Origin of the sequence: Nonomuraea sp. NPDC050783 (assembly GCF_040802095.1) — a bacterium.
Taxonomy (GTDB): Bacteria; Actinomycetota; Actinomycetes; order Streptosporangiales; family Streptosporangiaceae; genus Nonomuraea.
Window position 1 is genome coordinate 61319 of sequence record NZ_JBFAHK010000027.1, and the last position, 26391, is coordinate 87709.

26 protein-coding genes are annotated in these 26391 nt (G+C 69.0%); 14 read left to right on the forward strand and 12 right to left on the reverse strand.

What is annotated here, in order from left to right; translation table 11 throughout:
* Positions 1 to 55: 55 nt before the first annotated feature.
* On the forward strand, positions 56 to 1111 hold the full coding sequence (locus AB0H75_RS43165; protein ID WP_367806508.1) for an AI-2E family transporter: 1056 nt from the start codon (positions 56 to 58) through the stop codon (positions 1109 to 1111).
* A 2-nt stretch (positions 1112 to 1113) separates the two neighbouring features.
* Here the strand turns inward: AB0H75_RS43165 and AB0H75_RS43170 are convergent, their stop codons facing one another.
* On the reverse strand, positions 1114 to 2046 hold the full coding sequence (locus tag AB0H75_RS43170) for a GNAT family N-acetyltransferase (RefSeq protein ID WP_367806510.1): 933 nt from the start codon (positions 2044 to 2046) through the stop codon (positions 1114 to 1116).
* A gap of 19 nt (positions 2047 to 2065) precedes the next feature.
* On the opposite strand from AB0H75_RS43170, the gene AB0H75_RS43175 reads away from it, so the two are divergent.
* Complete coding sequence (locus AB0H75_RS43175) at positions 2066 to 2713, forward strand: HAD family hydrolase (RefSeq protein ID WP_367806512.1); 648 nt, start codon at positions 2066 to 2068, stop codon at positions 2711 to 2713.
* Between the two features lie 9 nt (positions 2714 to 2722).
* Here the strand turns inward: AB0H75_RS43175 and AB0H75_RS43180 are convergent, their stop codons facing one another.
* Positions 2723 to 3253 (reverse strand): DivIVA domain-containing protein, encoded by a 531-nt coding sequence (locus tag AB0H75_RS43180; protein WP_367806514.1) that lies wholly within the window; start codon positions 3251 to 3253, stop codon positions 2723 to 2725.
* A 109-nt stretch (positions 3254 to 3362) separates the two neighbouring features.
* Here AB0H75_RS43180 and AB0H75_RS43185 point away from each other — a divergent pair, with 109 nt between their 5' ends.
* Positions 3363 to 4232, forward strand: a complete 870-nt coding sequence (locus AB0H75_RS43185; protein ID WP_367806516.1) for an ATP-binding cassette domain-containing protein — start codon at positions 3363 to 3365, stop codon at positions 4230 to 4232.
* A gap of 101 nt (positions 4233 to 4333) precedes the next feature.
* On the forward strand, positions 4334 to 5011 hold the full coding sequence (locus AB0H75_RS43190) for a hypothetical protein (protein ID WP_367806518.1): 678 nt from the start codon (positions 4334 to 4336) through the stop codon (positions 5009 to 5011).
* Positions 5012 to 5052: 41 nt separating this feature from the next.
* Here AB0H75_RS43190 and rlmN read toward each other — a convergent pair whose 3' ends face one another.
* Positions 5053 to 6153, reverse strand: a complete 1101-nt coding sequence (gene rlmN / locus AB0H75_RS43195) for a 23S rRNA (adenine(2503)-C(2))-methyltransferase RlmN (protein ID WP_367806520.1) — start codon at positions 6151 to 6153, stop codon at positions 5053 to 5055.
* A gap of 118 nt (positions 6154 to 6271) precedes the next feature.
* On the opposite strand from rlmN, the gene AB0H75_RS43200 reads away from it, so the two are divergent.
* Positions 6272 to 7291, forward strand: coding sequence for a suppressor of fused domain protein (locus AB0H75_RS43200; RefSeq protein ID WP_367806522.1), 1020 nt, complete (start codon positions 6272 to 6274; stop codon positions 7289 to 7291).
* A 17-nt stretch (positions 7292 to 7308) separates the two neighbouring features.
* On the opposite strand, the gene AB0H75_RS43205 is transcribed toward AB0H75_RS43200, so the two are convergent.
* The 6 genes from AB0H75_RS43205 to AB0H75_RS43230 all read right to left on the reverse strand — a co-directional run bounded on the left by AB0H75_RS43205 (position 7309) and on the right by AB0H75_RS43230 (position 13404).
* The gene (locus AB0H75_RS43205; RefSeq protein ID WP_367806524.1) at positions 7309 to 8148 is read right to left on the reverse strand and encodes a phosphatidate cytidylyltransferase; all 840 of its coding nucleotides are present in this window, start codon (positions 8146 to 8148) and stop codon (positions 7309 to 7311) included.
* A gap of 113 nt (positions 8149 to 8261) precedes the next feature.
* Positions 8262 to 8819, reverse strand: a complete 558-nt coding sequence (frr, locus tag AB0H75_RS43210; protein ID WP_367806526.1) for a ribosome recycling factor — start codon at positions 8817 to 8819, stop codon at positions 8262 to 8264.
* 46 nt (positions 8820 to 8865) lie between these two features.
* On the reverse strand, positions 8866 to 9564 hold the full coding sequence (gene pyrH / locus AB0H75_RS43215) for a UMP kinase (protein ID WP_367806590.1): 699 nt from the start codon (positions 9562 to 9564) through the stop codon (positions 8866 to 8868).
* A 168-nt stretch (positions 9565 to 9732) separates the two neighbouring features.
* On the reverse strand, positions 9733 to 10566 hold the full coding sequence (gene tsf / locus AB0H75_RS43220) for a translation elongation factor Ts (protein ID WP_367806528.1): 834 nt from the start codon (positions 10564 to 10566) through the stop codon (positions 9733 to 9735).
* A gap of 935 nt (positions 10567 to 11501) precedes the next feature.
* A complete protein-coding gene (rpsB, locus tag AB0H75_RS43225) occupies positions 11502 to 12455 on the reverse strand; it encodes a 30S ribosomal protein S2 (RefSeq protein ID WP_367806530.1) in 954 nt (317 codons plus the stop codon).
* Between the two features lie 298 nt (positions 12456 to 12753).
* A complete protein-coding gene (locus AB0H75_RS43230; protein WP_367806532.1) occupies positions 12754 to 13404 on the reverse strand; it encodes an ArsR/SmtB family transcription factor in 651 nt (216 codons plus the stop codon).
* Positions 13405 to 13473: 69 nt separating this feature from the next.
* Between AB0H75_RS43230 and AB0H75_RS43235 the strand changes: the two genes are divergently transcribed.
* Together AB0H75_RS43235 and AB0H75_RS43240 are read left to right on the forward strand one after the other, a co-directional pair.
* Positions 13474 to 14814: an MFS transporter gene (locus tag AB0H75_RS43235; protein ID WP_367806534.1), complete on the forward strand. Its 1341-nt coding sequence runs from the start codon at positions 13474 to 13476 to the stop codon at positions 14812 to 14814.
* Positions 14815 to 15093: 279 nt separating this feature from the next.
* A complete protein-coding gene (locus AB0H75_RS43240; protein ID WP_367806536.1) occupies positions 15094 to 16200 on the forward strand; it encodes a peptidoglycan DD-metalloendopeptidase family protein in 1107 nt (368 codons plus the stop codon).
* Here the strand turns inward: AB0H75_RS43240 and AB0H75_RS43245 are convergent.
* Positions 16185 to 17066, reverse strand: a complete 882-nt coding sequence (locus AB0H75_RS43245; RefSeq protein ID WP_367806538.1) for a tyrosine recombinase XerC — start codon at positions 17064 to 17066, stop codon at positions 16185 to 16187. The genes AB0H75_RS43240 and AB0H75_RS43245 overlap by 16 nt on opposite strands.
* A 451-nt stretch (positions 17067 to 17517) precedes the next feature.
* On the opposite strand from AB0H75_RS43245, the gene AB0H75_RS43250 reads away from it, so the two are divergent.
* Positions 17518 to 17877: a hypothetical protein gene (locus AB0H75_RS43250; RefSeq protein WP_367806540.1), complete on the forward strand. Its 360-nt coding sequence runs from the start codon at positions 17518 to 17520 to the stop codon at positions 17875 to 17877.
* Between the two features lie 823 nt (positions 17878 to 18700).
* Here AB0H75_RS43250 and dprA read toward each other — a convergent pair.
* Positions 18701 to 20032 carry a DNA-processing protein DprA gene (dprA, locus tag AB0H75_RS43255; RefSeq protein ID WP_367806542.1) on the reverse strand — a complete coding sequence of 444 codons (1332 nt, stop codon included), beginning with the start codon at positions 20030 to 20032 and terminating at the stop codon, positions 18701 to 18703.
* A gap of 830 nt (positions 20033 to 20862) precedes the next feature.
* Complete coding sequence (locus AB0H75_RS43260) at positions 20863 to 21537, reverse strand: ATP-binding protein (RefSeq protein WP_367806544.1); 675 nt, start codon at positions 21535 to 21537, stop codon at positions 20863 to 20865.
* Positions 21538 to 21600: 63 nt separating this feature from the next.
* Here AB0H75_RS43260 and AB0H75_RS43265 point away from each other — a divergent pair, with 63 nt between their 5' ends.
* The 6 genes from AB0H75_RS43265 to AB0H75_RS43290 all read left to right on the forward strand — a co-directional run bounded on the left by AB0H75_RS43265 (position 21601) and on the right by AB0H75_RS43290 (position 26382).
* Complete coding sequence (locus AB0H75_RS43265) at positions 21601 to 22584, forward strand: hypothetical protein (protein ID WP_367806546.1); 984 nt, start codon at positions 21601 to 21603, stop codon at positions 22582 to 22584.
* A gap of 229 nt (positions 22585 to 22813) precedes the next feature.
* A complete protein-coding gene (locus AB0H75_RS43270) occupies positions 22814 to 23197 on the forward strand; it encodes a hypothetical protein (RefSeq protein WP_367806548.1) in 384 nt (127 codons plus the stop codon).
* A 140-nt stretch (positions 23198 to 23337) separates the two neighbouring features.
* Positions 23338 to 24351 carry an AAA family ATPase gene (locus AB0H75_RS43275; RefSeq protein WP_367806550.1) on the forward strand — a complete coding sequence of 338 codons (1014 nt, stop codon included), beginning with the start codon at positions 23338 to 23340 and terminating at the stop codon, positions 24349 to 24351.
* Between the two features lie 946 nt (positions 24352 to 25297).
* A complete protein-coding gene (locus AB0H75_RS43280; protein WP_367806552.1) occupies positions 25298 to 25606 on the forward strand; it encodes a hypothetical protein in 309 nt (102 codons plus the stop codon).
* Positions 25607 to 25720: 114 nt separating this feature from the next.
* Positions 25721 to 25930 carry a hypothetical protein gene (locus AB0H75_RS43285; protein ID WP_367806554.1) on the forward strand — a complete coding sequence of 70 codons (210 nt, stop codon included), beginning with the start codon at positions 25721 to 25723 and terminating at the stop codon, positions 25928 to 25930.
* A gap of 2 nt (positions 25931 to 25932) precedes the next feature.
* On the forward strand, positions 25933 to 26382 hold the full coding sequence (locus AB0H75_RS43290; protein ID WP_367806556.1) for a hypothetical protein: 450 nt from the start codon (positions 25933 to 25935) through the stop codon (positions 26380 to 26382).
* The last annotated feature ends 9 nt before the right edge of the window (positions 26383 to 26391 follow it).

Here is a 26391-nt window from a genome sequence, read left to right on the forward strand (position 1 = left end):
GATTGCCGCCGGTCGGGCCGGGTAGGCACCCTCACCGGACGCGAGGGGGCGCAGGATGAGACCGTGGCGGCTGCTGGGATGGGCCGGTGTGATCGCCGTGGCCTGCTTCTGCCTCTACCAGATACGCACGGTGGCCATCTCGCTCGTCATCGGCGTGTTCCTGACGGCGTTGCTGGTGCCGCCGGCCCGCCGGCTCTGGCGGCACGGCTTCAACCGCGCCCTGGCGACCACGGTGGTCTTCGTGACGGGGCTGGTGCTGGCGGCGGGGCTCGTCGCGCTGCTGGTGCCGCCCACCGTGGAGAGCTTCGGCCAGTTGCAGGCCAGCGTGGGCACCGTGCTCGACGACCTGCACGAGCTCACCGCCCGGTTCGGGCTCAGCGACCAGCAGCTCCTCGCGCAGGTCAGGGACTGGCTGTCCGGCCAGAGCCGGACGATCACCACCGGGGCGCTGGCCGGGGTCAGGACGGCCGGCGAGATCGTGGTCGGCGCGGTGCTGGCGGTGATCCTGTCGATCTACTTCGTGCACAGCGGCGACCACCTGTTCCGCTGGCTGGTGGGCCTCGCCCCGGCGCGGGCCAGGGCCCGGCTGACCTCGGCCGGGCACCTGATCTTCTCGGTGGTCGGCCGCTACGTCCGCGGCATCGCGATCGTGGGCGCGGTGGACGGGTTCTTCATCGGGATCGCGCTGTGGATCCTGGGCGTGCCGATGGCGCTGCCGCTGGCGGTGCTGACGTTCGTCGGGGCGTTCCTGCCGGTGGTGGGGGCGTTCCTGGCCGGACTGCTGGCGGCCGTGGTGGCGCTGGTGGCCAAGGGCTGGCTGGTGGCGCTCATCGTGGTCGCGGTGACCGTGGCGGTGCAGCAGCTCGAAGGGCATGTGCTCGCGCCGCAGATCTACGGCAAGGCCCTCGACCTGCCCGGCGCGGTCATCCTGGTGGCGATCGCGGTGGGCAGCGTGATCGCCGGGATCGTCGGCGCGTTCCTGGCCGCGCCCGTGGTGTCGGTGATCGTGGCGCTGCTGCACCGTCCCGACGAGCCCGCCACGGAGGAGGCGGTCACGTCCGCGCCGCCGCCTCCTCCTCCGCCGCCTCCTCCGGCGGCTCCGCGGGCGTGAGCTCAGCGCGGGTGGTAGTCGACCCGCGCGAAGGGCCAGCGCTCGGCCAGCCAGGCCGTCACGGCCTCGTACAAGGGCGCGTCCAGCTCGGCCCGGTCGGCCCGGACCCAGGAGGAGACCTCGGCGTCGTGGTCGCCGCCGCGGGAGGGATAGATGTAGACGCACCCGATCACCTCGTCGCCGGCCGGGTCGAGGACGGTGTAGGTGAACCCGCGGCGCCGGGCGAAGTCGTTCTCGTGGCGCCGCAGGTCGGCGAGGTTGGCCTCCAGGGTCATGCCGTCCACGGGCGGCCATCCGTGGTCGGGGAAGCCCGGGGTCGCCCGGATGTGCTCGATGCTGCCGGTCCAGGCGGCGTGGTCGGCGGCGTTGTGCCGGGGCCCCAGGGGCTCCAGGCGGAACCGCGGGGTGACCAGCTCGCGGGGCACGGCGAAGTCGGCGGGGACCAGCTCCGCCTTCAGCACGAGCTCCAGCTCCAGCTCGTGCCTGATCGGGATGCCGTCGGCCTCGGCCGGGATGGACGGCTTCAGCTTCCTGGCCCGCTCCACCCCGTGCCGGTGCAGCGCCACCAGGTCGAAGCCGTAGCGCTGGTAGAAGCGCAGGGCGTGGGTGTTGTCGTTCGTGGTGATCAGCCACAGCCTGGCCGCGCCCCGCTCGGCGGCCGCGGCCCGGACCGCGTCGAGCAGCGCCCGCCCGGCCCCCACGCCGGGGATCACCGCGTCGATCGTGATGATCTCCACCGCGCCGTCCCGCTCCCCGTAGGTGACGACGCCGGCGAGCCGGCCGTCCAGCTCCGCCACGAAACCGGGCAGGACGGAGGCGTCCACCAGCTCGCCCCGGCCCAGGGCGACCACGGTGGTGCCGCCCCAGCTCTCCCGCAGCACCGCCGACACGCTTTCCCGGTCGCCGGGCCCGATGGGTCGTACGGAAAGGGTCATGGCCCTCATTATGTGACTTATGAGATGGGTGACGTTCGACTGCTTCGGAACTCTCGTCGACTGGCGGCACGGCGTGCGTACCAGTGCCGAGCTGATCGCACCCGGGCGGGGGGAGCGGCTGCTGGAGGCGTACCACCGGCACGAGCACGCCGTGCAGGCCGAGTCACCGGCGCTGCGCTACCGCCACGTGCTGGCCGAGACGCTGCGCCGGGCCTGCGCGGAGGAGAAGGTGGAGCTGAACGCCGACGACGCCACGGTGCTGGCCGCCACGATCCCGTACTGGCCGGTCTTCCCCGAGGTCGGCACCGAGCTGTCGGCCCTGCGGGCGGCCGGCTGGAACCTCGCGCTGCTCACCAACTGCGACCGCGACCTGATCGCCGGGACGTTGCGGCGGCTGCCGGTGCCGTTCGACGCGGTGGTGACCGCCGAGGACGCCCGCGACTACAAGCCGTCCCCGGCGCACTTCACGACGTTCCGGCGCGCCCACGAGCCGACGGCGTGGGTGCACGTGGCGCAGAGCTACTTCCACGACATGGTGCCGGCGCACCGGCTCGGCGTGCGCCGGGTGTGGATCAACCGGCTCGGCGAGCGCGCCCCGGACGAGACCATCATCCAGCGCGCGCTGCCCGACCTGCACGGCCTGCTCACGGTCGTGCAGAGCCTGTAGGCGCGGGGCTCAGCCGCCGCGCTGGTCGAGGACGTCGGCGATGCCCGCGAGGAAGGCGTCCACGTCCGCGATGAGGTAGCCGGATCTCAGCAGCACGGTCGAGAACCGCACCTCCCGCACCTCCTTCGCCGTCACCGGGTAGTCGGTGGTGCCGCGCAGCGTGGCCACGATGCGGTCGAGGAAGGCGTCCACCTCGTCCTCGTTGTAGCCGGTGCCCATCCGGCCCGAGCGGAAGGCCACCCGCTCGACCCGGGCCGCCTGCGTCTCGAACCACTCCTCGCGCAACATCTCCCCGGTCGGCTCGGTCATGGCCAGCCGTACCGGCCACTTGGCCTGCGTCTCCAGCGCCACCACGAACGCCTCCAGGGCGAAGTCCACGGCGGTCTCCTGGTAACCGCCGCGTTTGGCGCGGAAGGTGGCCGCGCGCACCTCGTCGGCGCTGATCGGCTCCAAGGTGCGGGGGCCCCGGCCCAGCGTCGCTTCGATGCGCCCGATCAGGGTGTCGACTTCCGCCGGGTCGTAGCCTGAACGCATACCCATGACGCGTGGAAAGCGGTTCAAGCTCACGCTCCTCGTGAATCGTGCTGGGGTGGTTCCATTGTGGCTCTTTATCCCGGCCAGGCACCCCGACATATACCGTTACACCACCATGCGACTGTCTCAGGTCTCTTTCCGCTACCGGCGGCGTGATCCCTTCGTCATCCAGGGGGCCGACGCCGCGCTGGAGCCCGGCGACGTCATCGAGCTGACCGGCGTCAACGGCGCGGGCAAGTCCACCCTGCTGCGGCTCCTGGCCGGGCTGGCCCGGCCCACGAGGGGGACGATCAGCGGGCGGCCCCGGATCGTCGGGTTCGCGCCCGACCGGTTCCCGGCCGGGCAGCCGTTCACGGTGGCGGCGTACCTGCGGCACGTGTCCCGGATGCGGGGCGGGGCGCGGTGGGAGCCGTGGGCCGAGCGGCTGCGCATGGAGCACCTGCTGGGGACGCCGCTGAGCGAGCTGTCCAAGGGCAGCGGGCACAAGGTGGGGCTGGCGCAGGCGCTGATGGCCGAGCCAGGGCTGCTGATCATGGACGAGCCCTTCGCCGGGCTGGACGCCGGCACCCGCGCGGCGCTGCCGGGGATCGCGGCCGAGGTGGCGGGCCGGGGCGGGATCGTCGTGGTCAGCGACCACCAGGGCGGGCTGCGCTCGTTACCGTCCCTCCGGCACTGGACGGTCATCGACGGCCGCCTCCACGAGCCCCTGTCACCACCCGAAGCCGAGCTGCCCGCCCCCGAGCTGCCCGAAGCCGGGCTGCCCGACCCTGAGCCGGCCTATCTCGGGCCGGCCTATCTAGGGCCGGCCGACCTCGGGCCGGTCGACCCCGAGCCGGTCGACCCCGAGCCGGTCGACCCCGAGCCGGTCGATCCCGGGAGCGTCACCGTGGCCGTCACCGTGCCCGCCGGCGAGTTGCCCCGCTTCCTCGCCCGGATGCGCCACGAGGGTTACCTGGCCCGCGAGATCGAGGAGCCCGCCCGATGACCGCCCCCGACGGGCCCTCCGCGCCCTCCGCGCCCTCCACCCCTGCCGCGTCCGCCGTGTCCGCTGTGTCCGCTGTGTCCGCTGTGTCCGCTGTATCGGCCGTGTCCGCCGTGACTCACCTGACCGTCTTCCGCCTGGCCGCCTACGTCCGCTCGCACCGCGTCTACCAGGGGCTCCTGCTGACCCTGGCCATGCTGGCGATCCTGCACGGCAGCCGGGCCCCGCGCGGCGAGGAGGCGGGCGTCCTGGCCGACGCGGCCGTACTGATCATCCCCATCCTGGCCTGGTCGGCCCGGAGCCTGCTCGACACCGAGCCCGACCGGCAGCGCGAGATGTCGGTGGTGACGGTGGGCGGCCGGGGCAGGGAGCTGGCCGCGGGGCTCGTGGCGGCGCTGGTGGCCTGCGTGACGTTCGCCGCCGTCGGCCTGGCCGCGGCGCTGCTGCTCGGCATGAGCGCCCGGCCGTCCGGCGGGGTGCTGGCCGCCGGGGTGGCCATGCACGCCCTGGCGGCCCTGACCGGCACCGCGCTGGGCGCGCTCACCAGCAGGGCCGTGGTGCCCTCCCCCGCCGTGTCGATCATGGGGCTGGTGCTCGGCTTCCTGCTGATGCTGATGCTGAGCGCCTCGCCGCTGTACTGGCTGACGGTGCCGCTGGTGGTCTGGATGCGCGCCGCCAACGACGGCGACCTGGTCACCCGCTTCCCGGAGCTGGCCGCCGTCTCGCTCGCCTGGTGCCTGCTCGCCCTGGCGTGCTACGCCTGGCGACGCCTGCACCGCTGAGCGGCCCCGATCTGCCCGCCGGTCTGCCCGCCCTGCTACGCCTACTCGGCGGCGGCGAGCTGGCCGCAGGCGCCGTCGATCTCCCGCCCGCGCGTGTCGCGCACGGTCACCGGCACGCCGTGGAACTCCAGCCTCCGCACGAACGCCCGCTCGTCCTCGGGCCGGGACGCGGTCCACTTCGAGCCGGGCGTCGGGTTGAGCGGGATGAGGTTGACGTGCACCAGCTTGTTCTTGATGAGCTTGCCGAGCAGGTCGGCCCGCCACTCCTGGTCGTTGACGTCCTTGATCAGGGCGTATTCGATGGAGATGCGCCGCTTGGTGCGCGCCGCGTACGCCCACGCGGCCTCCAGCACCTCGGCCACCTTCCACCGGGTGTTGATCGGCACCAGCGTGTCGCGCAGCTCGTCGTCGGGCGCGTGCAGCGACAGCGCCAGCGTCACCGGCAGCCCCTCGTCGGCGAGCTTGCCGATGGCCGGCACCAGGCCGACGGTGGAGACCGTGACGCCGCGCGCCGAGATGCCGAGCCCGTGCGGCGCCGGCTCGACCAGCCGCCGCACCGCCCCGATCACCTGCTTGTAGTTGGCCAGCGGCTCGCCCATGCCCATGAACACGACGTTGCTGACCCGCCCGGGGCCGCCCGGCACCTCGCCGGCCGCCAGCGCCCGCGCGCCGGCCACGACCTGCTCGACGATCTCGGCGGTGGACATGTTGCGGGTCAGGCCCGCCTGGCCGGTGGCGCAGAACGGGCAGTTCATGCCGCAGCCGGCCTGCGAGGACACGCACATCGTCACCCGGTCGGGGTAGCGCATGAGCACCGACTCCACCAGCGCCCCGTCGAACAGCCGCCACAACGTCTTGCGCGTCGTGCCGCCGTCGGTGGTCAGCTCCCTGACCGGCGTGAGCAGGGTCGGCAGCAGCGCGCCCAGCTTCTCGCGGGCGGCGGCGGGCAGGTCGGTCATCGCGGAGACGTCCGCGGTGAGCCGCTCGAAGTAGTGGCGGGAGAGCTGGTCGGCGCGGAAGGGCTTCTCGCCCAGCTCGGTCACCGCGGCCCGCCGCTCGGGCATCGGCAGGTCGGCCAGGTGCCGGGCGGGCTTGGCCCGTCGCGGCGCGACGAAGGTGAGCTGACCTGGGGGCTGGGACACGTGACTGCCTTTGCTTCGGGGTATGCGACCAGGGTAATGAACGCTGGGAACGGAGGAGGCATTCCTGGTCAGGGTACGGCTCGCGTCATGGTCTCCGCCCGATCTACAGTGCTCACGTATGGCGATTTTTCGGTCGGCGTCCGGCGAGGGTGGCGCCGAGGTGGTTCTCGCCGTCGGCAACCCCTACGGGAGCCGCACGCTCGTCGTCGAGCGGGACGAGGACGCCTCGGTAGCTTACCTGTGCTCGCCGGACGGCACCGTCCACGGCGCCGTCTGGCTGGCCAACCACCGGCCCGCCCCCGCCGTGGTGGACCTGGCGCGCATCAACCGCGGCCTGCCGCCGCTGATGCCCCGCCCCCACACGCTGCGCCCGGAGGGCCGCCGCCCGCTGGGGCAGCTCACCGCCCTGTGGTTCGAGGAGGGCGACGGGGTCGCGCTGTACGAGGACGACGACTTGCTGGCCGTCATCCCCGGCTGGGCGGACATGAGCCGTGGCATGCCCGGCTACGCCCGCGACGCCGCCGGCGAGTCGCCGTTCGCGTGGGCGCTGTCGGAGGCGCTCGAAGGGCTCGAACCCCGTATCGCCAACGCCAGGTCCTACTGGCGCTGGCGGCACAGCGAGGGGTCGTGGCCGTCGTTCCAGCAGTTCGTCATGGGCCACCTGGACCGGGTGCTGGGCCCGGCCGGGCGGTACTGGGACGCCAGCGGCGAGCGGCTGCCCACCGTGGGCATCACCGAGCGCCCGCCGCACGGCAAGCGGAGCTTCACCGTGTTGTCCACGGTGGGGATGAGCTGCCAGCGCATGCCGACGGTCGAGCAGTGGATCGACAAGCCCGGCGCGTACGCCAGGATCGAGCTGGCCGTGGCCACCCGCGAGGACCCGAAGGACGCGGCGCTGCTGCTGGTGTGGCTGGCGCAGTATCCCTGGCACTCGATCACCTGGCTGGGGCACGGGCACACCGCCAAGTGGTATCACGAGCCGGAGACGTTCCCGCTGGGGCCGCAGTACTCAGGGGTGCTGATGCTGGCCGACGCTCCTCACATGCCCGACATGACGGGGTTCGCGTTCGGCGGCGAGGCCGTCCGCTGGTTGTGGCTGACCCCGGTCACGCAGGAGGCCCTGGAGGCCCACCACTGACCCCCCGGAGCCTGCGTTCAGAAGAACAGGGTCATCAGCAGCCAGGCCGGCACCAGCGTCGTGACCAGCGAGTCCAGCCGGTCCATCAGCCCGCCGTGCCCCGGCAGGATCGTGCCGAGGTCCTTGATGCCGAGATCCCGCTTGATCATCGACTCGATCAGGTCGCCCACCGTCGCCAGCAGCGCGCCCAGGGCACCGATCAGCGCGCCCTGCCACAACGCCCCGCCGAGCAGCCACGTCACCAGCCACGCCCCGACCGCCGTACACGCCACGAGCGAGCCGGCGAAGCCCTCCCAGGTCTTCTTCGGGCTGATGGCGGTCATCTGGTGCCGGCCGAACAGCACGCCCGCGACGTACCCGCCGATGTCGCTGGCCACGGTCACCGCGATGAAGATCAGCACCCGGTGGTGGCCGTCCGCCTCCCGCAGCAGCATGGCCGCGAACGCGGCGAGCATGGCGGGGTAGAAGAGCGTGAACACCGACGCCGACGCGTCGCGGACGTACCCGTCGGTGCCGTCGCTGAACATCCGCCAGATGAGCAGCACGAACGCGAACACGGCGAACGCCGCCAGCATCCACACCGGCCCGCCCCAGTAGGCCCCGGCCTGCATCGCCACCAGCCCCGCCAGCACCGGCGCCGCCGGAACCCTGATGTCGCGGATGGCGAAGGCCTTGACCAGCTCCAGCACGCCGACGCCCACGGCGGCGACGATCACCAGGAGGAACAACTCCTTGACCGTGTAGAGCGTGCCGATGACGAGCGCGCCCAGGACCACGCCGACGGCGATCGCGGCAGGCAGGTTCCTACCGGTACGGCTGCCGCCGCTCGGGCTGGTGCCAGCCGTACGTTCTTCCACTGACCTTCTCCACATGGGGGCCACGGCCCCCGCCGCGAGGCGAGGGCCGTAGGGGCGAGACCCGCTACCTCGGCGGGCCGCCTTACGGCGGGCCGCCGCGCGAAGCGTGCCGCTCAGACCTCGAGCAGCTCCGCTTCCTTGTGCTTGAGCAGCTCGTCGATCTTGGCGACGTGCTTCTGCGTCAGGTCGTCCAGCTCCTTCTCGGCACGCCGGACCTCGTCCTCGCCCGCCTCGCCGTCCTTGACCAGCTTGTCGAGGGCGTCCTTGGCGGAGCGGCGGATGTTGCGGATCGAGACCTTGGCGTGCTCGCCCTTGTTCCTGGCGACCTTGATGTACTCCTTGCGGCGCTCCTCCGACAGCTCGGGGAACGTCACGCGGATGACCTGGCCGTCGTCGGTCGGGTTGACGCCGAGGTCGGAGTCGCGGATGGCCTTCTCGATGGCGCCCATCGAGCTCTTGTCATAGGGCTGGATCAGCACCATGCGCGCCTCGGGCACATGGAACGACGCCAGCTGCTGGATCGGCGTCGGCGTGCCGTAGTACTCGGCACTGATCTTGTTGAACATCGCAGGCGTGACCCGGCCCGTCCGGATGCTCGCGAAGTCCTCCTTCGCGACCGAGACGGCCTTGTCCATCTTTTCCTCGGCTTCGAGGAGGGTTTCGTCGATCACAGCGGCTCCCTGTCGTCTTCTAGCTGGCGGTGTCGGGCTCGCTCCGTCATTTCCCTGCGGGACTCACCAGCGTGCCGATTTTCTCACCGCGTACCGCGCGCAGGATGTTGCCCTCACCCATCAGGTCGAAGACCACGATCGGCAGGTCGTTGTCCTTGCACAGGCTGATCGCGGTGGCGTCCATGACCGCGAGGTCGCGCAGCAGCACCTCGCCGTAGTCGAGGTGGTCGAACCGGACCGCGTCGGGGTTCTTCCGCGGATCGGAGTCGTAGATGCCGTCCACCTGCGTGCCCTTCAGCAGCGCCTCGGCGCCGATCTCCAGGGCGCGCTGGGACGCGGCGGTGTCGGTGGAGAAGAACGGCGAGCCGAGCCCGGCGCCGAAAATCACGACACGGCCCTTCTGCAGGTGCCGGATCGCGCGGCGCGGCAGGAACGGCTCGGCCACCTGCTGCATCGTGATGGCGGTCTGCACGCGGGTCTCGACGCCCCGCCGCTCCAGGAAGTCCTGCAGGGCCAGACAGTTGATCACCGTGCCGAGCATGCCCATGTAGTCGGCGCGGGTGCGGTCGATGCCGCCCTGGGACAAGGTGGCGCCGCGGAACATGTTGCCGCCGCCGACCACGACGGCGACCTGCACACCCTCCTTGACCGCCTCGGTGATCGAGTCGGCCAGGTGGTCGACGATCATCGGGTCGATGCCCAGCGGCTCGCTGCCGGCGAACGCCTCGCCCGACAGCTTCAGCATCACCCGCTTCCACCTCAGGTGGTTGGCGGGCGGATGCGGGGATGAGTCGGCCGCCGTCCGTGTGGATTCGTGGGCTGACTCCCGGTGGTCCTGCACGGCGGCGGCCTCCTTCATTCGGTGGATCGATTCTCGGGCTTCGCGGCTTGCCTGACGGTGGCTCGCCTAAGCCTAAGCCTGACCGACCTTGAAGCGGACAAAGGCGAGGACCTCGACGCCGTTCTCCTCGGCGTACTTGCCGACGCTCTTCTTGTTGTCCTTCACGAACGCCTGCTGCAGCAGCGTGAAGTCCTTGTACCAGCCGTTGACGCGACCCTCGACGATCTTGCCGATGGCGGCCTCGGGCTTGCCCTCCTCGCGGGTCATCTCCTCGAAGAGCTTGCGCTCCTTCTCGATGACCTCGGCCGGCACGGCGTCGGCCTTGAGGTACTGCGGGGCCATCGCGGCGGCGTGCTGCGCGATGTCCTTGGCGACCTCGGCGTTGGGCTTGTCGAGCTGCACCAGCACGCCGACGGCCGGCGGCAGCGCCGGGTCGGTCTTGTGCATGTACGCGCCGATGTAGCCGCCCTCCAGCACCGCGAAGCGGCGGATCTCGATCTTCTCGCCCAGCGCGGCGTTGGCCTCGTCCAGGTGCTGCTTGACGGGCTTGCCGTCGAAGGAGGACTCCAGCAGCGCGGCCACGTCGGCCGGCTTGGTCTCCAGGACGTGCGCGACGACCTGGGCCGCCAGCTCCTGGAAACGCTCGCCCTTGGCCACGAAGTCGGTCTCGCAGTTGATCTCCAGCAGCGCGGCGACCGAGTCACCGTCCTGCTTGAGCGCGACCAGGCCGTTGGAGGCGGTGCGGGTCTCGCGCTTGCCCACGTCCTTGGCGCCCTTGAGGCGCAGCAGCTCGACGGCGCGGTCGAAGTCGCCCTCGGCCTCCTCGAGCGCCTTCTTGCAGTCCATCATGCCGGCAGCGGTGATCTCGCGAAGCCGCTTGACGTCGGCCATGTTCACGGAAGCCATTGCTCTTTTTCCTCGTGGGATTTCGTCGTCGTGGGATGTCGTCGTCATCGTGGATCAGGTGGACGTCCGGGACCGGTCGTCCGCCCTTTGTCGTCGGTACGGCGGGCGCGTGCCGTGCTGGAGCCGTCGTGCTGCTCCGGGTCGCGGGCCTCGGGCGCCGGGCCTGGTGGGCGCCGGGCCTTGTGGCACTGGGGCCGGGCTGGTCGCCGCTGCTTCGCTGGCATACTGCCCAGCCGCACCGCGCCGTACCACCCTGGCTCACCACCTCGACCGCCGCCCTGCTCAGCCCGCCCAACCTTGCCCGGCCCTCCGGCCTCACCCGGCTGGCTCTGCCCGGCTCGACCCGTCCGGCCTTGCCTGACCGGCCTCGCCCGGCTCGACCCGTCCGGCCTTGCCCGGCTCTGGCCGTTCGGACCGCCCAGGCGGTTCGGCGACCAGCCTCACCCAATCGTCTCAGCCCGGTGGTCGCCGAGCCCTGACCGATCGCCCTGGCCCAACCATCGCCGAGCCTTGACCAATCACCTCGGTCCGGTCCCGTCCGGTCCGATCACCCCGGCCCGGTCGCCGCCGCCCTCGGACCGGAGCCCCGGCCCGGGCGCTCCGACCGGAGCGACCCGACCCAGGACCCAGGCCCTGCCTGGCCTGACTTTGCCTGGCCTGACTTTGCCTGGCGGTCGTGCGTGCGTCCCGGCCGCGATCGACCCGAACGGGTCCCGCGCCGCGCCGCCACCCTGTACGCCGGCTGAGCCGCGCCACGCCGGACCGGACAGATCGCCGATCGGTGGATCACCGTTATTCAGATGTCAGCGGCCGTGCCCCGGGGCCAGCCGGCTCGCCCGGCTCAGCCCAGGCACCCGGCCCTGGCCCGCTTCGGAGGCGACGGCCGCGACCATCCGGAGCCCGGAGTGGCGGCGGCCGTCACCGTCGTGCGCGGATCAGGCCTGCTGCTCGGTCTCGCCCTCGGCGGTGGCCTCGGCCGGAGCGCTCTCCTCGGCGGCCGGAGCCTCCTGAGCAGGGGCCTCGGCGACCGGAGCCTCAGCGGCCGGCGCCTCGGAGGTCTGAGCCTCGGAGGTCTGAGCCTCGGCGGCCGGCGCCTCGTCCGCGGCGCGCTCGCCGGTGCCCTGCTCGATGAGCTCGCGCTCCCACTCGGCCAGCGGCTCGGCGGAGGCCGGCTTCTCGTCACCGCGGGCGGCGCCGGAACGGGCCATGAGACCGGCGGCGACACCGTCGGCGACGACCCTGGTCAGCAGGCCGACGGCGCGGATGGCGTCGTCGTTGCCCGGGATCGGGTAGTCGACCTCGTCGGGGTCGCAGTTGGTGTCGAGGATCGCGACGACAGGGATGCCGAGCTTCTTGGCCTCGCTGATCGCGATGTGCTCCTTCTTGGTGTCGACGACCCACACCGCGCTGGGCACGCGGCCCATGTCACGGATGCCGCCGAGCGTGCGCTCCAGCTTGTCCTTCTCGCGACGGCGCATGAGGAGCTCCTTCTTGGTGAGCCCCGAGCCCGCGACGTTGTCGAAGTCGAGCTCCTCGAGCTCCTTCAGACGCTGCAGCCTCTTGTGCACGGTGGAGAAGTTGGTGAGCATGCCGCCCAGCCAGCGCTGGTTGACGTAGGGCATGCCGACGCGGGCGGCCTGCTCGGAGATGGCCTCCTGAGCCTGCTTCTTCGTGCCGATGAACAGGATCGTGCCGCCGTGGGCGACCGTCTCCTTGACGAAGTCGTAGGCGCGGTCGATGTAGGAGAGCGACTTCTGCAGGTCGATGATGTAGATGCCGTTGCGCTCGGTGAAGATGAAGCGCTTCATCTTCGGGTTCCAGCGCCGGGTCTGGTGACCGAAGTGAACGCCGCTCTCGAGCAGCTGTCGCATGGTGACGACGGGGGCCATCTGCTGGTCCTCCAGGTCTTGGCGCCCTGCGGATGGGCGCGGTTCTCGGTTGTGCCGCGGCAGCGCGTTGTCTGCCGCCCTGATGCCCCGAACCCGCTCCAGCCGGGCACTGGGCCCGGACCGATGGCGCGGTCCGCAATGGGGCATGCGAAGTCGGCCTGCGACTACAGGCCATCGAAAAGTCTACCTTGCACACCGCCCCTGCCTGACCGCCTGAGGTCAGACACCCCACCATCCCACCCCTCGCGCGGAACGCCCCGCCGTCCCCACCGAACCCCGCCGTCACCCTCGCCCGCCGTCACCCTCGCCCGCCGTCCTCGGCCTCGCCTCGCCCGCCCGAAGCCCCGTGGTCCTCGGTCGGCAGCCCGGGAACCGGCCTCTTCGCCACCGGGAACAGGTTGACCTGCACCTCGGCGACCCTGGCCCCCTCCGGCGCGTCCTCCTCTCCGCGCCGCCGGATGAGGTACGGCTCGACCAGCTTCATGATCTCCTGATTGAGCCGGATCAGCTCCTCGGCGGTGACCCTCACCCGCGTCCGGTTGAACACGGTGGCGTCCCGCCACTCCTCCGTCTCCTTCTCGACGCCGAGCAGCGCCCGCTCGGCCTCCTCGTTCGCCTCCCGCCGGAACGCCACCATCAACGACACCTTGGCGTCCCGCACGTCCGGCTGGTCCTCGGGCCGGACCCCCACGCTCAGCGGCCGGTCGGCGGTGCGCCACAGCCGCTCCCTGCCGTCCCCCCGGGGCGGCGCGTCCTCGACGAACCCGTACTTGGCCAGCATCCGCAGGTGATAGCTCGCGGCGCTGGGCGTGATGCCCGCGATCTGCGCCACCTCCGTGGCGGTGGCGCTGCCCTCGACGCCGAGCCGGTTGAGGATCATCAGCCGCGCGGGGTGCGCCAGCGCCCGCATCGCCTTGGGATCGCTGGGCCAGTCGCCGTCCTGAGTCATGCGCCCAAAGGTACCCGGCCAACTCTGAAACATTGCTTTCACAACTGTGAAGCGATACCTTCATAAATTATGAAGCAAACCCTTCACAACTCCGCCGCTTCATCAGCGCTCCCGCCCCTCCGCAGGCAACGCGACTACCGCCTCCTCTGGACCTCCCGCACGATCTCGATCACCGGCTCGGAGGTCTCCAAGCTGGCCATCCCTCTGACGGCCGTCACGCTCCTCAGCGTCAGCCCGTCCCAGATGGGCGTGCTGACCGCCGCCGCCTTCCTGCCGTCGCTCCTGTTCGGCCTCCAGGCGGGCGCCATCGCCGACCGTCTCACCCGTCGCCGCCCGCTGATGATCGCCTGCGAGCTGGCCGCCTGCGTGGCCGCCGCCACGGTTCCCCTGGCCTGGCTCCTCGGCCTCCTGACCCTCCCCTGGCTGGTCGCCGTGGCTCTGGCCGTCGGGACGTCGGCGGTGCTGTTCAAGTCCGCGAACTTCTCGTACCTCGCCGCGACCGTCCCGCCCGCCCAGCGCGTCGAGGCGATGGCCGGGCTGCAGGCATGCCACTCACTCGCCTCGGTCGGCGGCCCGAGCCTGGCCGGTCTCCTGGTCCAGTTCCTCACGGCTCCGCTGGCCGTGCTGGCGGAGGCGGCGTCGTTCCTGGCCTCGGCCCTGCTCCTCCGCTCAATCCGCGCCGAGGAACGGAACGAGCCGGCCTCCTCCCGGGGCATGTGGCGCGACGTCGTCGAAGGTCTCCGCGTCGCCCTCACCAACCCGGCTCTGCGCGCCCTGCTCGGCGCCGGCGTGACGATCAACTTCTTCGCGATGGCGTACACGGCCGTCTACATGCTCTACATGGTCAACTCCCTGGGCGTCCCCAAGGGTCTGATCGGCGTCCTGACCGCTCTGAGCGGCGCGGGCGGCCTGCTGGGCGCCTGGCTCACCACCCGCCTGACGAAGCGCTACGGCGAGAACCGCGTCCTTCTCGTCACCGTGCTCTTCTTCCCCGCCGAGATCCTGACGGTGGGCCTCCTGACCGGCCCCCTCTGGTGGAAGCTCGCCGCGCTGGCCGCCGTGGGCCTCATGACGGGCGGCGTCGTGGTCGCCTTCGCCACGTGCCTGGGCGCCATCACCCTCCGCGAGACGCCTCCGGAGCTACGCGGCCGCGTGAACGCGACGATGACCTTCGCCATCCAGGGCGTCCTGGCTCTGGGCGGCCTCGCCGGCGGCATCGCCGCCGACCACATCGGACTGCGCCCGGTGATCCTGCTGTGCGCGGCAGGCATAGCCCTGGCCACCTTCTGGATCTGGGCGTCCCCCCTGCACCGGCCCGGCCCTCCTCGCCCGCACCGCCCCACCGCCCCGCCCTCGCAGCTCCACCCCCTGACCCACCTCACCCATGCGAAACGCCACCTCTGGCCCTGACCACCCACCAGACCCGCATGGCGCACGCCCCTCCGCCGCACACCGACAGCTCAGAGATCGGACCGCGCGCCAGCACCCGCCCCCACATACACCCGGTTCAACCGAACCTCACCACCCGAGCCCAGCCGCCTCGTACCCTGCCCGGCCGAACGTCCGCTCGCTCTTCCCGGGCCCAGCCACCCGAGGGCCGCGTCCGCACATCCCAGGCGACCGAACGCTTTATCCACAGAACGCCGTTCGCCCCCACGCGCCCACCTCCTCCTCGGCGAAACTCCCGCCATGCACTCCCGCCCCGCCGAGCCTCGCACCCCGCCACCGAACCTCGCCGAACGCCGCACCCCGCCATCCCACCCCTTTGGGCCTCACCCTCGGCCAGCCCACCCCGTCGGGCCTCACCCTCGGCCAGCCCACCCCGTCGGGCGTCACCCTCGGCCAGCCCATCCCCGGAAAGCGATCGCCCCTCGATCACGCCCAGCAGTCACCGCCCCTCTCGCCCTCCCCCTCCTCCATTCCCTCCTGCTCCTGCTCCTGCTCCTGCTCCTGACGACAGGGTTCCTCGTCCTCGCCAGTTCCCCGGCCAGGGCCTCACCCCCGAACTGGCGCTGGCCTCTGGACGGCCACCCACGCGTCCTCCGCCACTTCACCCCGCCCCCGGAGCCCTGGCTGGCCGGCCACCGAGGCATAGACCTGGCAGCCTCGCCATCCGCCCGAGTCCTGGCAGCAGGCCCAGGCACCATCCGCTTCGCCGGCCCGGTCGGCGGTAAAGGCGTGGTGGCCATCGACCACGCGAACGGCCTGCGCACCACGTACCTGCCGGTGACAGCCTCTGTGAAAAGGGGCCAGCTCATCACCTCCGGCGCCGAGGTGGGCCTCCTCCAGCCCATCGGCCACCACCATTGCCAGGAGTCCTGCCTCCATTGGGGCCTTATACGCGACTCCCGCTACGTCAACCCTCTCCTCCTCCTGGGCCAAGCCCCCATCCGCCTCCTCCCCTTCTGGCCCGCATCCACTTCCGCTCTCGCCCTCCCGCAGACCGCCCTCCCGCAGACCGCCCTCCCGCAGACCGGCCTCCCGCAGACCGGCCTCTCTCCGACGACCCCTCCGCGGCCACCGGCGCCCCCTCGACCCCGTAGCCCTCGAACCACCCCTCCCCTCGGCCATCCACCCCCTGCTTCTCCACATGCCTACGCCAAGAGCAGCTCGGCCTCTCCGCCCGCTCCCGCCACCACAGCGCCCCTCGTCCTCGCCATAGCCGGCGCCCTCCTGCTCACCACCCTGTACCACCGCCACCACCGCCACCACCGCCGCGAAAAGCGACAACGGAGCAGCAACAACGCCGAAACCGACAACAGAGCGAGCGTCCTGTCCCCTCACGCCCTGGGATGAGCCTGCTTGTACGCCGCCCGCAAACGCTCGATGGACACATGCGTGTAAATCTGCGTGCTGTTCAGCGACGCATGCCCGAGAAGCTCCTGGACACTCCGCAGATCCGCCCCGCCCTCCAGCAGATGGGTGGCCGCACTGTGCCGCAGCCCGTGCGGCCCCATGTCCGGTGCGCCATCGACCTGCGCCAACCGCGCATGCACCACCCGTCGCACGGTCCCCGCATCGATGCGCCCACCCCGTGCTCCGAGGAAGAGCGCCGCTCCCGACCCGGCCCGCATCCAGAGCGGCCGCCCGTGAATGCACCACCGGTCCAACGCCCGAAGCGCCGGCAGCCCGAAGGGCACGGACCGCTCCTTACGCCCCTTGCCCAGCACCCGGATCACATGCCGATCCCGGTCCACGTCATCCACGTCGAGCCCGCACAGCTCGCTCACCCGGATGCCGGTGGCGTACAGCAGCTCGACGATCGCCCGATCCCGCAGCTCCTTCGGCTCCGTGCCGGACGCCGCGTCCAGCACCTCCCGCGCCTGCTCCTGATCGAGCACGGACGGCAGTTCCCGGCGCGTCTTGGCGCTTCCCAGCAACAACCCGGGATCCGTAGGCAGCCAGCCCTGCCGGTGGCAGTAGGCGGTGAACGTCCGGGCACACGCCGCCCGCCGCGCCAGGGTCGTCCGCGCCTTCCCCGCCTGGTGCTGTTCGGCCAGCCATTTCCGCAGCACGCCGATATCGAGGTCCTCGATGGGACCGTTCAGGTGATCGAGCAGGCTGTTGACGTCAACCAGGTAGGCCCGGACCGTGTGCGGCGAGAGGTCGCGCTCAAGCCGCAGGTACCGCCCGAACGCCTCTACGACCTCGTCCCTCTCCAAGCCCGCCTCCCTGTCACCAGCGACCACACCCGATCGTGCCACCCCCACCCGCCCCCAAACCCACTCCACAAGCCCGAAACCACCCCACCTCCCCGCACGAGCAGAGCAGACGCCGAACGTCCCGCACAGCCGGTCCCGCCCACCGGCTCCGCTCACACACCACGGTCGCCCGAACGTCCGGAGAAGACCTACCTCGACCAATGAGAGGAGATCCAGGCCGGGTCCATCCGTCCGTCCCGACACAAGAGGCCACTCAGCAAGCACCCGAGCAAACCTCTGCCTCGCCCTCCTCCGGCAGGACAGCCGGCGCATCTAGGCAAAGGCCCGGGACAAGCCGTTGGCTGCTTCACCCGCCCCTTGAAACGGCAGAAGGATTGCACCGCAGGCCGGCGCAATCCTCTCGATCTGCTTCCGCGAGCTATATGCGTCCCCTCCATCGCAGGCTTCGGCCATGAGAGGCGCAGCCGGCAGCCGACAAAGCATCGGACCGCCCGGGCTCACGTCAGTTGTTATTATTATTGTTGTTGTTATTATTCCCCCCGTTATTATTATTGTTGTTATTATTGTTGTTGTTGTTCCCTCCATTATTGTTGTTATTGTTGTTGTTATTATTATTGTTCCCGCCGTTGTTGTTGTTATTGTTATTGTTGTTGTTGTTGCTTATCTGGCTGACCACGCTCTGGTGGTGGTGACGGTGGTGGCGGTGACACTTCACCTTGTGGCCGTGGCGCTTGCAGGGCTTCTCATAGATGAGCGCCTGAGTGGTCGTTGCTCCGCGCGCCGAGGTATCCGCGCTGGCGGACTGAGCTGACACCGCAACGGGAGCGGCGAGAGCCGAGGCCACCATGGCGCCGGCGGCGAGCATGTTGCGGACCTTGGCCATGCCAGATCACCTCTTTCTGGCTTCTCGAAGTGGCATCCAGGCGATACCTGGATCCGGAATGGCCGCGCTGCTGGAACAGAGCACCAGCAGGAGTCTGGCCTCGGTTTCGACGCTAGTTTTCGCCTCTCGCCGCGACAATCCCGCGGGTGCAAAGTCCTGCCACCGTATACTTGCCCCAGAAGGAGGAGCGGAAAGGGACAGAAGTCCTGCTGCTACTGAGCGCTACAATCGCAAATACGTCATCATCGAAAATAAAAGGCCCGTCAACAGTCGCCAGGGCCGCCTCTGTCAGGCGTTGACCGGCTGCCGCGATATATCGCGGTAACGTCGGCAGGGGGTAAAGCCGCCGAGCGGGAGCCTCCGGTCGTCAGGCCCTTGGGTTGCGCGGTAGTCGCAGGCCGGCCGGCATCCTGTCGCTACTCGCCTCTCGCTCTTCCTCTGCCGTGATGTGCGGGTAAACCATGACCCTCTTCCGGTGACGGCTGCTTTGCCCGGCGCATCCGGGTCAGGCTCCTCGTCCAGATTGTCTGTAGTGCTCGCCGTGCTATCAGGGGGCAGCCGCGTGCGGGCGCGCCCTTTCGTGCGGCTGCCGGGCCTGGGGGCGGTGGCGACGGGGGTGGAGCTGTTGAGGGGTGGCGCCAGCCGCGGAGGGTTCAGGAGCAGGGAACGCGGTTGGTGCTGCTCTGGCTGTGACAGGGATGACGGATGAGGCCAGGAGGAGCCAGGTACGCCCCGAGTCGTCGTCCAGGGCTCACTGCTGCTTGTGCCGTTCGTGTCCGCCGGGATCGTCCAGAGTGGGGAGGTCGTCCTCGTCCGGGAACGGTGGGTCCTGCGTGGGATCGGAGTCCTCCGCGACAGGCGGGAGGTCGAGGGCTGCCGCTTCCGGGGCTTTGCGGTAGGAGGCCGTGTGCTTGCGGAGGCGCCAGCCGTCCGGGGCGCGTTCGATGTAGCCGGCGGCGGCCAGGCCGCCCAGGGCGCTCAGGGCGGCGTCCAGACCTACGCCTGCCGCGACCGCTATTGTGGCCGGGCCGGCACCGCCCCGGGCGGGTACGGCGTCCAGCACCCTCTTGGTGACGTCGTTGAGCTTGTCCCTCGCGACGGCCGGGGCGCGGGAGTGCGGAGCCAGATCGTCGCCCAGCACCCCGACGAGATCGATCATCTCCTCGGGAGAGGTCACACAGATGGCCTTGCGTTCCCGGAGGAGGCGGTGGCAGCCGTCCGACATGCGGGAGGTGACCGGCCCCGGTACGGCGGCCAGGTGCCTGTTGAGCGTCAGGGCGTGTGTCGCGGTGTTCAGGGCGCCGCTGCGCAGGGCGGCTTCCACCACTACCGTGCCTCGCGACAGGGCGGCTATCAGACGGTTCCTGATGAGGAAGCGGGCCCGGGTGGGATGGACTCCTGGCGGGCATTCGCTGACGATCACGCCCTGATCCCGGATCGCCGCGAACAGGGCGTCGTGGCTGCTCGGGTAGCAGATGTCCACGCCGCAGGCCAGGACGGCGACGGTCGGGGTGCCGGCGGCCAACGCTCCCCTGTGCGCGGCACCGTCCACGCCGAAGGCGCCACCCGAGACGACTGCCCAGCCCGATTCGCTCAGACCCGCACCGAACTCGGCCGCTGTGTGCACGCCGTACGCGGTCGCCGATCGGGCGCCCACCACGGCCACGGATTTGAGGCAGGCGAAGCGGAGATCGGCGGTGCCGTGCAGCCAGAGGCCGAGAGGGCGGCTCGGGCCGAGCTGGTCGAGCTGGGTGGGCCATTCCGCGTCGCCCGGGATGATCAGGCGAGCTCCGTGGCTCGCGCCGGCTTCGAGGTCGGCGAGCGGGTTGGAGGCCGCCAGGCGGGCGTGCCAGGCGTTCAGGCGAGCGGTCAGGTGGCTTTGCGGGCGGTCGTTGTGGGTTTCCTGGTCGATGAACTCGGGTGGAAGGGCTCGGGCGCGGATCGCCTGCACCGCCTTGACCGCTCCGTACCGCGCCACCAGACGGCCCATGACCGGATCGCCGACGTCCGCGGCCCGCATCAGCGCGGCGCGGGCCTCACGCTCGGCTGGGAGGGATTTGTCCGCCGCTGCGCCCGTTCCCACGGACGGGGGCTCCTCGGGAGGCGAGGCAGGATGCGTGGGCTTGGGGAGGTGGTGGAGCGAGAGCGCGGACGGAGGCTGGAGTATCGGCGTGGCCGGACTGGCCGGTGAGGTCGGCGTTACTGGCGTGGTCGGGGTCGGCACGACTGGTGGATTCGGGGTGACTGGTGGATTCGGGGTGACCGGTGGATTCGGCGTGACCGGTGGATTCGGGGTGACCGGTGGATTCGGCGTGACCGGTGGATTCGGCGTACCCGGCGGGTGCGATTCCCGGCCGCCTGGTGGATTGGGAGGCAGTTCCGCTGGCATCGATGGTCCGGTGGTTGATTCCGCTGGCGTTGGTGGCCTGGGAGATGGCTCTACTTGGGTCGGTGGTCCGGCGGCGGGGATCGGTCGCTTGCGGACTGGTTCCGCGGGGATCAGTGGTCCGGCGGCGGGTGTGGTCGGGCGCCTGAGGGCTGGTTCCGTCGGGGTGAGGGGTCGGGGGGCTGATTCCGCTGAGGTCAGCGATTCGAGGGCTGGTTCCGCCGGGGGCAATGATCCGAGGGCTGGTTCCGATGGCGACGGGAGTTTGGATGTTGTGGTGGTGGAGGGGTTGTGCGGGGTCGGTGGGCAGGGGCCGGGAGTGAGGGAGGTGGAGGGGGTCGGGTGGGCTCGTGGTGAGGTGAGGGTTGGGGTGGGAGGTCGGCAGGGCCGCTCCGTAGCGGCGGCGGTAGCGGGCTTCGGCAGGAGCGGGTGTGGTGCCCCCGGAGGGGACATGGAAGGGAAGGGTGGCATCAGTGGTCGTCCGTCCTTGAGCAGGGGCAGGGGGTTGGGGTGACGAGGCGGAGGCGTCAGGACGTCACTCCGAGCCAGAAGTGCAGGGCGGCGGTCGTCTCCTCCTCTCCGGGGCGGTCCTTGCCGACCAGGTCGGCCAGTGTCCAGGAGACGCGGACGGCGCGGTCCAGGCCGCGGGCGGTCAGGGTGCCCGAGTCGAGGCAGGCGGTCATAGGCTTCATGGCCTTCGGGGACGGGCGGTAGTCGCTGTGGAGGGCGGATGAGGGGATCTCGGCGTTGGTGCGCCAGGGAGTGCCGCTCAGTCGCTCGGCGGCACGCTCGCGCGCGGCGAGGACGCGTCCGGCCACCGTCGCGCTGGATTCGGTGAACTGGCGGTCGGCCATGAGCTCGCGTCTGGAGGCGCGGGCCACAGTGACCTTCATGTCGACGCGGTCGAGCAGGGGGCCGGAGAGCCTGCCGAGGTAGCGGCGCCTGGCCGTGGGCGAGCACTTGCAGGTGCCGCTCTGGTCGTCGGTCTGGGCGCACGGGCACGGGTTGGCCGCCAGGACCAGCATGAACCTGGCCGGGAACGTGACCGAGCCCGCCGATCTCGACACCGTGACGCGGCCGGACTCCAGAGGCTGGCGCAGGGCGTCGAGGATGTGACGCGGGAACTCGGGGGCCTCGTCGAGGGAGGCAGATTCACACCAAGCTGCCTCTAAACAAAGAAGCCCCGGTTGGTGCTGGAACACCTACCGGGGCAAGCACCGGAGGTACCAGCTCCAATGCGGGTTCATCGTACCCAGCACAAGGTCATGTTCACGACCTTCAGCAACGCCATGCTTCAGCGTCACGACCTGTCTTTCGTCGCCCTAGGCATCCTGACGTTCCTCCTGTCGCTGCCCGATGGGGCAGACATGACGGTCGCCAAGCTGGAGAAGCTGCGCAAGGAAGGTAAGACCGTCGTGCGTGCTGCCGTCGCGGAGCTGCGCGCGGCTGGCTACTACATCAAGGAAGACGTACAGAGCCCCAACGGGCGCCTGACGGGCGTCAACGCCGTATACGACATTCCCCAGGTCACGCCGACCGCCGAGATTCCGCCCGTCGATCTTCCGCCGGTCGGCGAAGCGCCGGGCGGTCTGTCGGCCGTGAACCCCTTGAAAGAAACTCTTGAGAAAGAAACCCCTACCCTTCCCCCCGTGGCGGAGACGCCAGCGAGCGAGCCTGTAAGCGCCACAGAGGCGCCGAAGGGTGGGCGGGCGGAACGTCCAACGGACAAGACCGACACCAACCACCCCATTACGGGCGAGAACTCCCGGCACCATGACTCCCCCGGCAGGCGGGGGCAAGGCGACGAGTTGGCAGCCGTGCTGCCTCTGTTCGGCAAGCTGCGGCAGGCCGATGGACGGCTGACTTTCAGCCGCGCCGAGATGGGCAAGCTTGCCCCTCTCGTTGCCGCGTGGCGCGAACGTGGCGCCCTCGACGTATCGATCATCGAGGCGGTTACGGCGGGCCTTCCTCAGTCGATCCACTCGCCTGCGGCACTGGTCGCTGACAGGTTGCGCCGAAAGCTACCTGAGACCCGTTCGACGCCCCTTGTGGGGCCGGTTCTTTCACGGCTGGTCGAGTGCTCAGAGTGTGGGCGTCCGGGGCGCATCGCTGGCGTGTGCGGCGACTGCCGTAGCGAGACGGCCCCGGCTAGGCCAACGCGCGTCGAGCGCGCTACTGCGCGTGGTGCTGCCCTGGCTCGCGAGCTGATGGGGCTGAACGCCATTTCACGGCTACCCAAGTCGGCCTGAAGTCGGGTAGCCGGAAAGAGCATCCGCGCTAAAGCGTGTACACGGCCTGCATGACGGGGCGAAACATTCCGGGGTAACAACCGCGCCCTTCGCCGGATGGAACATCTACGGTTCCGGAGTGACATAGCGGCTCTGCAAGTAGGTAGGCGCGTATGTTTCACTCGCGGGACCGCGCAGTCCCGGCAATGCATATTGACAACTCCATAGAGCGTGTACACGAGGTGAGAGTTTGAGTAGCAATCCTGCGCATGAGCGAGTGACGCGTGCAATCGAGCGGCTAGGGCCGCTCGGAGCTAAGCAGGAACAAGTACTCACGGTGTTACTGAAACAACTCTTCAAACAGGAAGATGAGAGGAAGAACGCCATGATTCACGGCCCGATGGACGCTGCCGCATTCAAAGACATGGTGATCGTCTATGACGACGGCAAGGTACAGATCAACTATGTAACTTACGAGGATGGCAAGTTGTGGGAGGTGAACTTTTCGGTTGACGCTCAGGGTTCTGTCGTGTCGAAAGCCATCGGTGAGATTCCGTCTGCGGCGGTACCTGACGGGCGCGGCTGGGAGATAGAGGACAGGCGCACCTATGCGACGTTCTGGGAAGCCGCCTAGCCGCTGGCGTTACTCTACGCGTCCGCCGGCACTTCCCCACCGCTGGTCAAAGCGACGCTCGGGAACGGGCGTCGATCACAACATGTTACATATGCCCCCGTCGTCGGGCTGGACGGCGGTGGCTTCACTCTGGAGACCCTTTGAGTATCGACACTTACCCGGACTTCGCTTCGCTCTCCGAAGAGGAGTTTCAGCCCATGAGCCTCATTGAAGCCTCACGCATGGCCGACACCGAAGAGGACTTCATGATTGACGGCCTGATCACGACCGGAACAACCCTCCTATACGGCGAACCGAACGCCGGAAAGTCCCTCATGACGGCGGGCATGCTCGCGTCGCTCGTCACCGGGGAACCGTTCCTAGGGCGTCGAGTAAACGCAGCGAGCAAGGTTGCCGTCTGTTGGTCCGATGACCGCGCCTATGCCGAGTATGGCAAGCGCATCATGCGTGTTCTGCACGAGGACTATTGGAGTGATGTGCGGTTCTATCGCATGCCCATCATGCGCACGGCGGACCAATGGGGCCGCCTGTATGAGCGAGTCATTGACGACGGATGCGACTTCGCCGTGTTCGATGTGCTACCTCAGATCATCGACGGCGATATAAACGACGGGCCGCCCGTGGCTCAGTTCTTCGACGGGGTACGCCGGTTCACCCGCGACGGTGTACCGGCATTGGTGCTAACGCATTCGTCGGAGAAGCGGGGACAGAACGGCTATGTGACCGATAAGCCGCTAGGGCACACGTCGATCTCTGGCTATGCCCGATGGAATGTGTTCCTGCGCCGATCGCAGGGCGGCGAATGGACGGCCAGAGCATCGGGTAAGTGGGGTGAGCCGTTCCAGGTGAAATTCCGTGCTTCTCAGTTCGATGTGCCCCGGTTCGAGGTAACGGCGGAAAAGACCGCTGACGAGATGCGGGAGGACAGTCAGCGGCGGCGGCGCAACCACAACCAGGAAGCGCTAGATAGGAACCTGACCTACGCCCGGTTCATCGTCGAGAACTGTCAGGGCCGGTCCCAGAACAAGGCGGCGGAGGACTTGGCCGCAGAGTTCGGCGGAAAGGTGAACCGATTCCGGAACCTCCTGACCCGTGGCCGTCTACCGGTGCGACGGATTGGCGACCGGTGGGAGCTTACGGAGACGGCGGCCTAGCCGGATCACTGGATCACTGGATCCCCCTATAGAGGGGTTCGTGCCTCACCCCTCTTACCCCAACGTAGTTCTTCGGCCAAACCCAACCATCGGCCGAAGAACGGGAGGGGTTTCAGCTAACAATCCCTACGGCTGCCACGGCAGCCAAGTAACAACTACTAGCTAAGGGCGCCCTTCAGGGGCGCCTATAGGTAAAGCCTTAGAGCCCCGTAGGGGCAGCTATAGCTACCGGCCTTTCAGCGGCCGGTGAGTAGAGGCAGCTCGGCTGCCGTCGAGCGTTGGGCCTGTCGGCCCTATCGACGGCCGATGAATGAGACGACGACAGTCGTCGATAGCAGGCGCCAGCCAGGCGCCCTACCTAGACACCGTTGACCTAGGCGGCTGCCGGTTGCTTCCGGCAGCCCTAGGAACGCTTCTAAGACGCTTTGGAGACTCCGGCGATAGATGTTGCCGGAGTAGTTAGCGTGCGCCCTCTAAGGGCGCTCTAAGAACTTCACAGACACCGTTGAATCGAGTGCGCATTCCGGCATCACCGGATGCGCAAGCGAAAGGATCTAATTAAGTGCCTGAAGGGCAATCATTCAAGACACAGAGGTGCACGTGCGCACACGCACAGTGCGGCAAAACGTTCGTAGCTAGGAAGGCTTACGGGGCCGGTGGCCTGTGGCCGAAGTACTGCGGAACCGCCTGTGCACGCGAGGCAAAGCGAGAGAGAGACCGGAATCGTACCCGCCCGTACGGGCAGTGTCGCCGTTGCCAGCGGAATCGTGACTGCCGTTGGGATGACGGTCGGTACTGTTCGGCCCTGTGCTTCGGCACAGCCGCCGTGATGGCGCACGGAATCCCTGAGCGCGACGCAGAGGCGCGCGTACAGGCCATCCTAGACAAGGACCCATCTTTGGCGTCACGGACGGCTGTGCGCGTCCGTAGGCGCGTCGTAGGGGGCATGACGCGCAACGACATAGAGACGCTGACCGAACAGAACGTCTGGGGAGCTTTCACTAACCGGGAGACGACACTCGGCGGGCATCTCGGCCCCGACGAGGGGCGTACATCTCTCCGTATCCCTGCCGTCGTGACCGACAAGCATCCTTGGTTCGAGGCCAACCCGGAATGGTGGGTCATTCCCGAGCCGGAAAGGCGCACCGTGAATCCTATGATTCGCGTTGCCGGGCATGTCTACCCGGCGAACGTTCTTGCGTTCCTGATCACAGTCGAGAGAAGGACGGCGGAGGAATTCCACCTGGCCGCGTAGGTGTGTAGCCGTAACCATTAGTAGAGGGGTATTCTCCGTTCCTCCTTGATTCCGAGTTGGTCACTCACTCCATGCCACCTTTCGGTGGGTCCTCCAGCAGGTTAGCCCCCGTCGTTGCCTAGCCAGGCAGCGGCGGGGCTTTCCTGTGCCATCAACGTTAAGGATTCCATGTTGCTTACCCATGATGACATTGCCCGTCTCACCCCCGGTGAGCTTGCTAACCAGTATTTCAACGAGCGGCTAGACCATCTGATCGACAATCTAGAAGTCATCGACGCCGACGAGAACGGCGTAATCACCGGTGTTATCTACGACGTGAGGTAACAATGACAGGCAGCGTAGAAGCGTCCGGCCCTAAGCCGGATATCACAAGTCAGCCCGAGCATGTAAGTGCCGGCCAAACCAACGACAATCCCGCCAACGATGAAGCGACGCCGGTTGACGCCCTAGGGGAAGCCCGTAAGCAGCTAGCACGCACCCATCTAGACATCGCTGCTACTCGGGCAGGCGTTGACGTCAGCGGTGTAGCCGACTACGTGAATATGGATGCGTTCCTTGCTAACGACGGCAGCGTCAACGCTGACGCCGTAACAGCGTTCGTCGAAAGCCTCACGCCTGCGCGTCCTGCGTTCGATCAGGACGTGACTAAGACTATGGGGGTACGCAATAGCGAACCTCCGCGCGACTTCACCAAGCCGCAGGACTTTAAGGGCATGACTCGGCAGCAGATTGAAGCCCTGGTAGCCAGCCGCAAGCTAGACAAGCTAGTTCGATAGAGGAAGAAC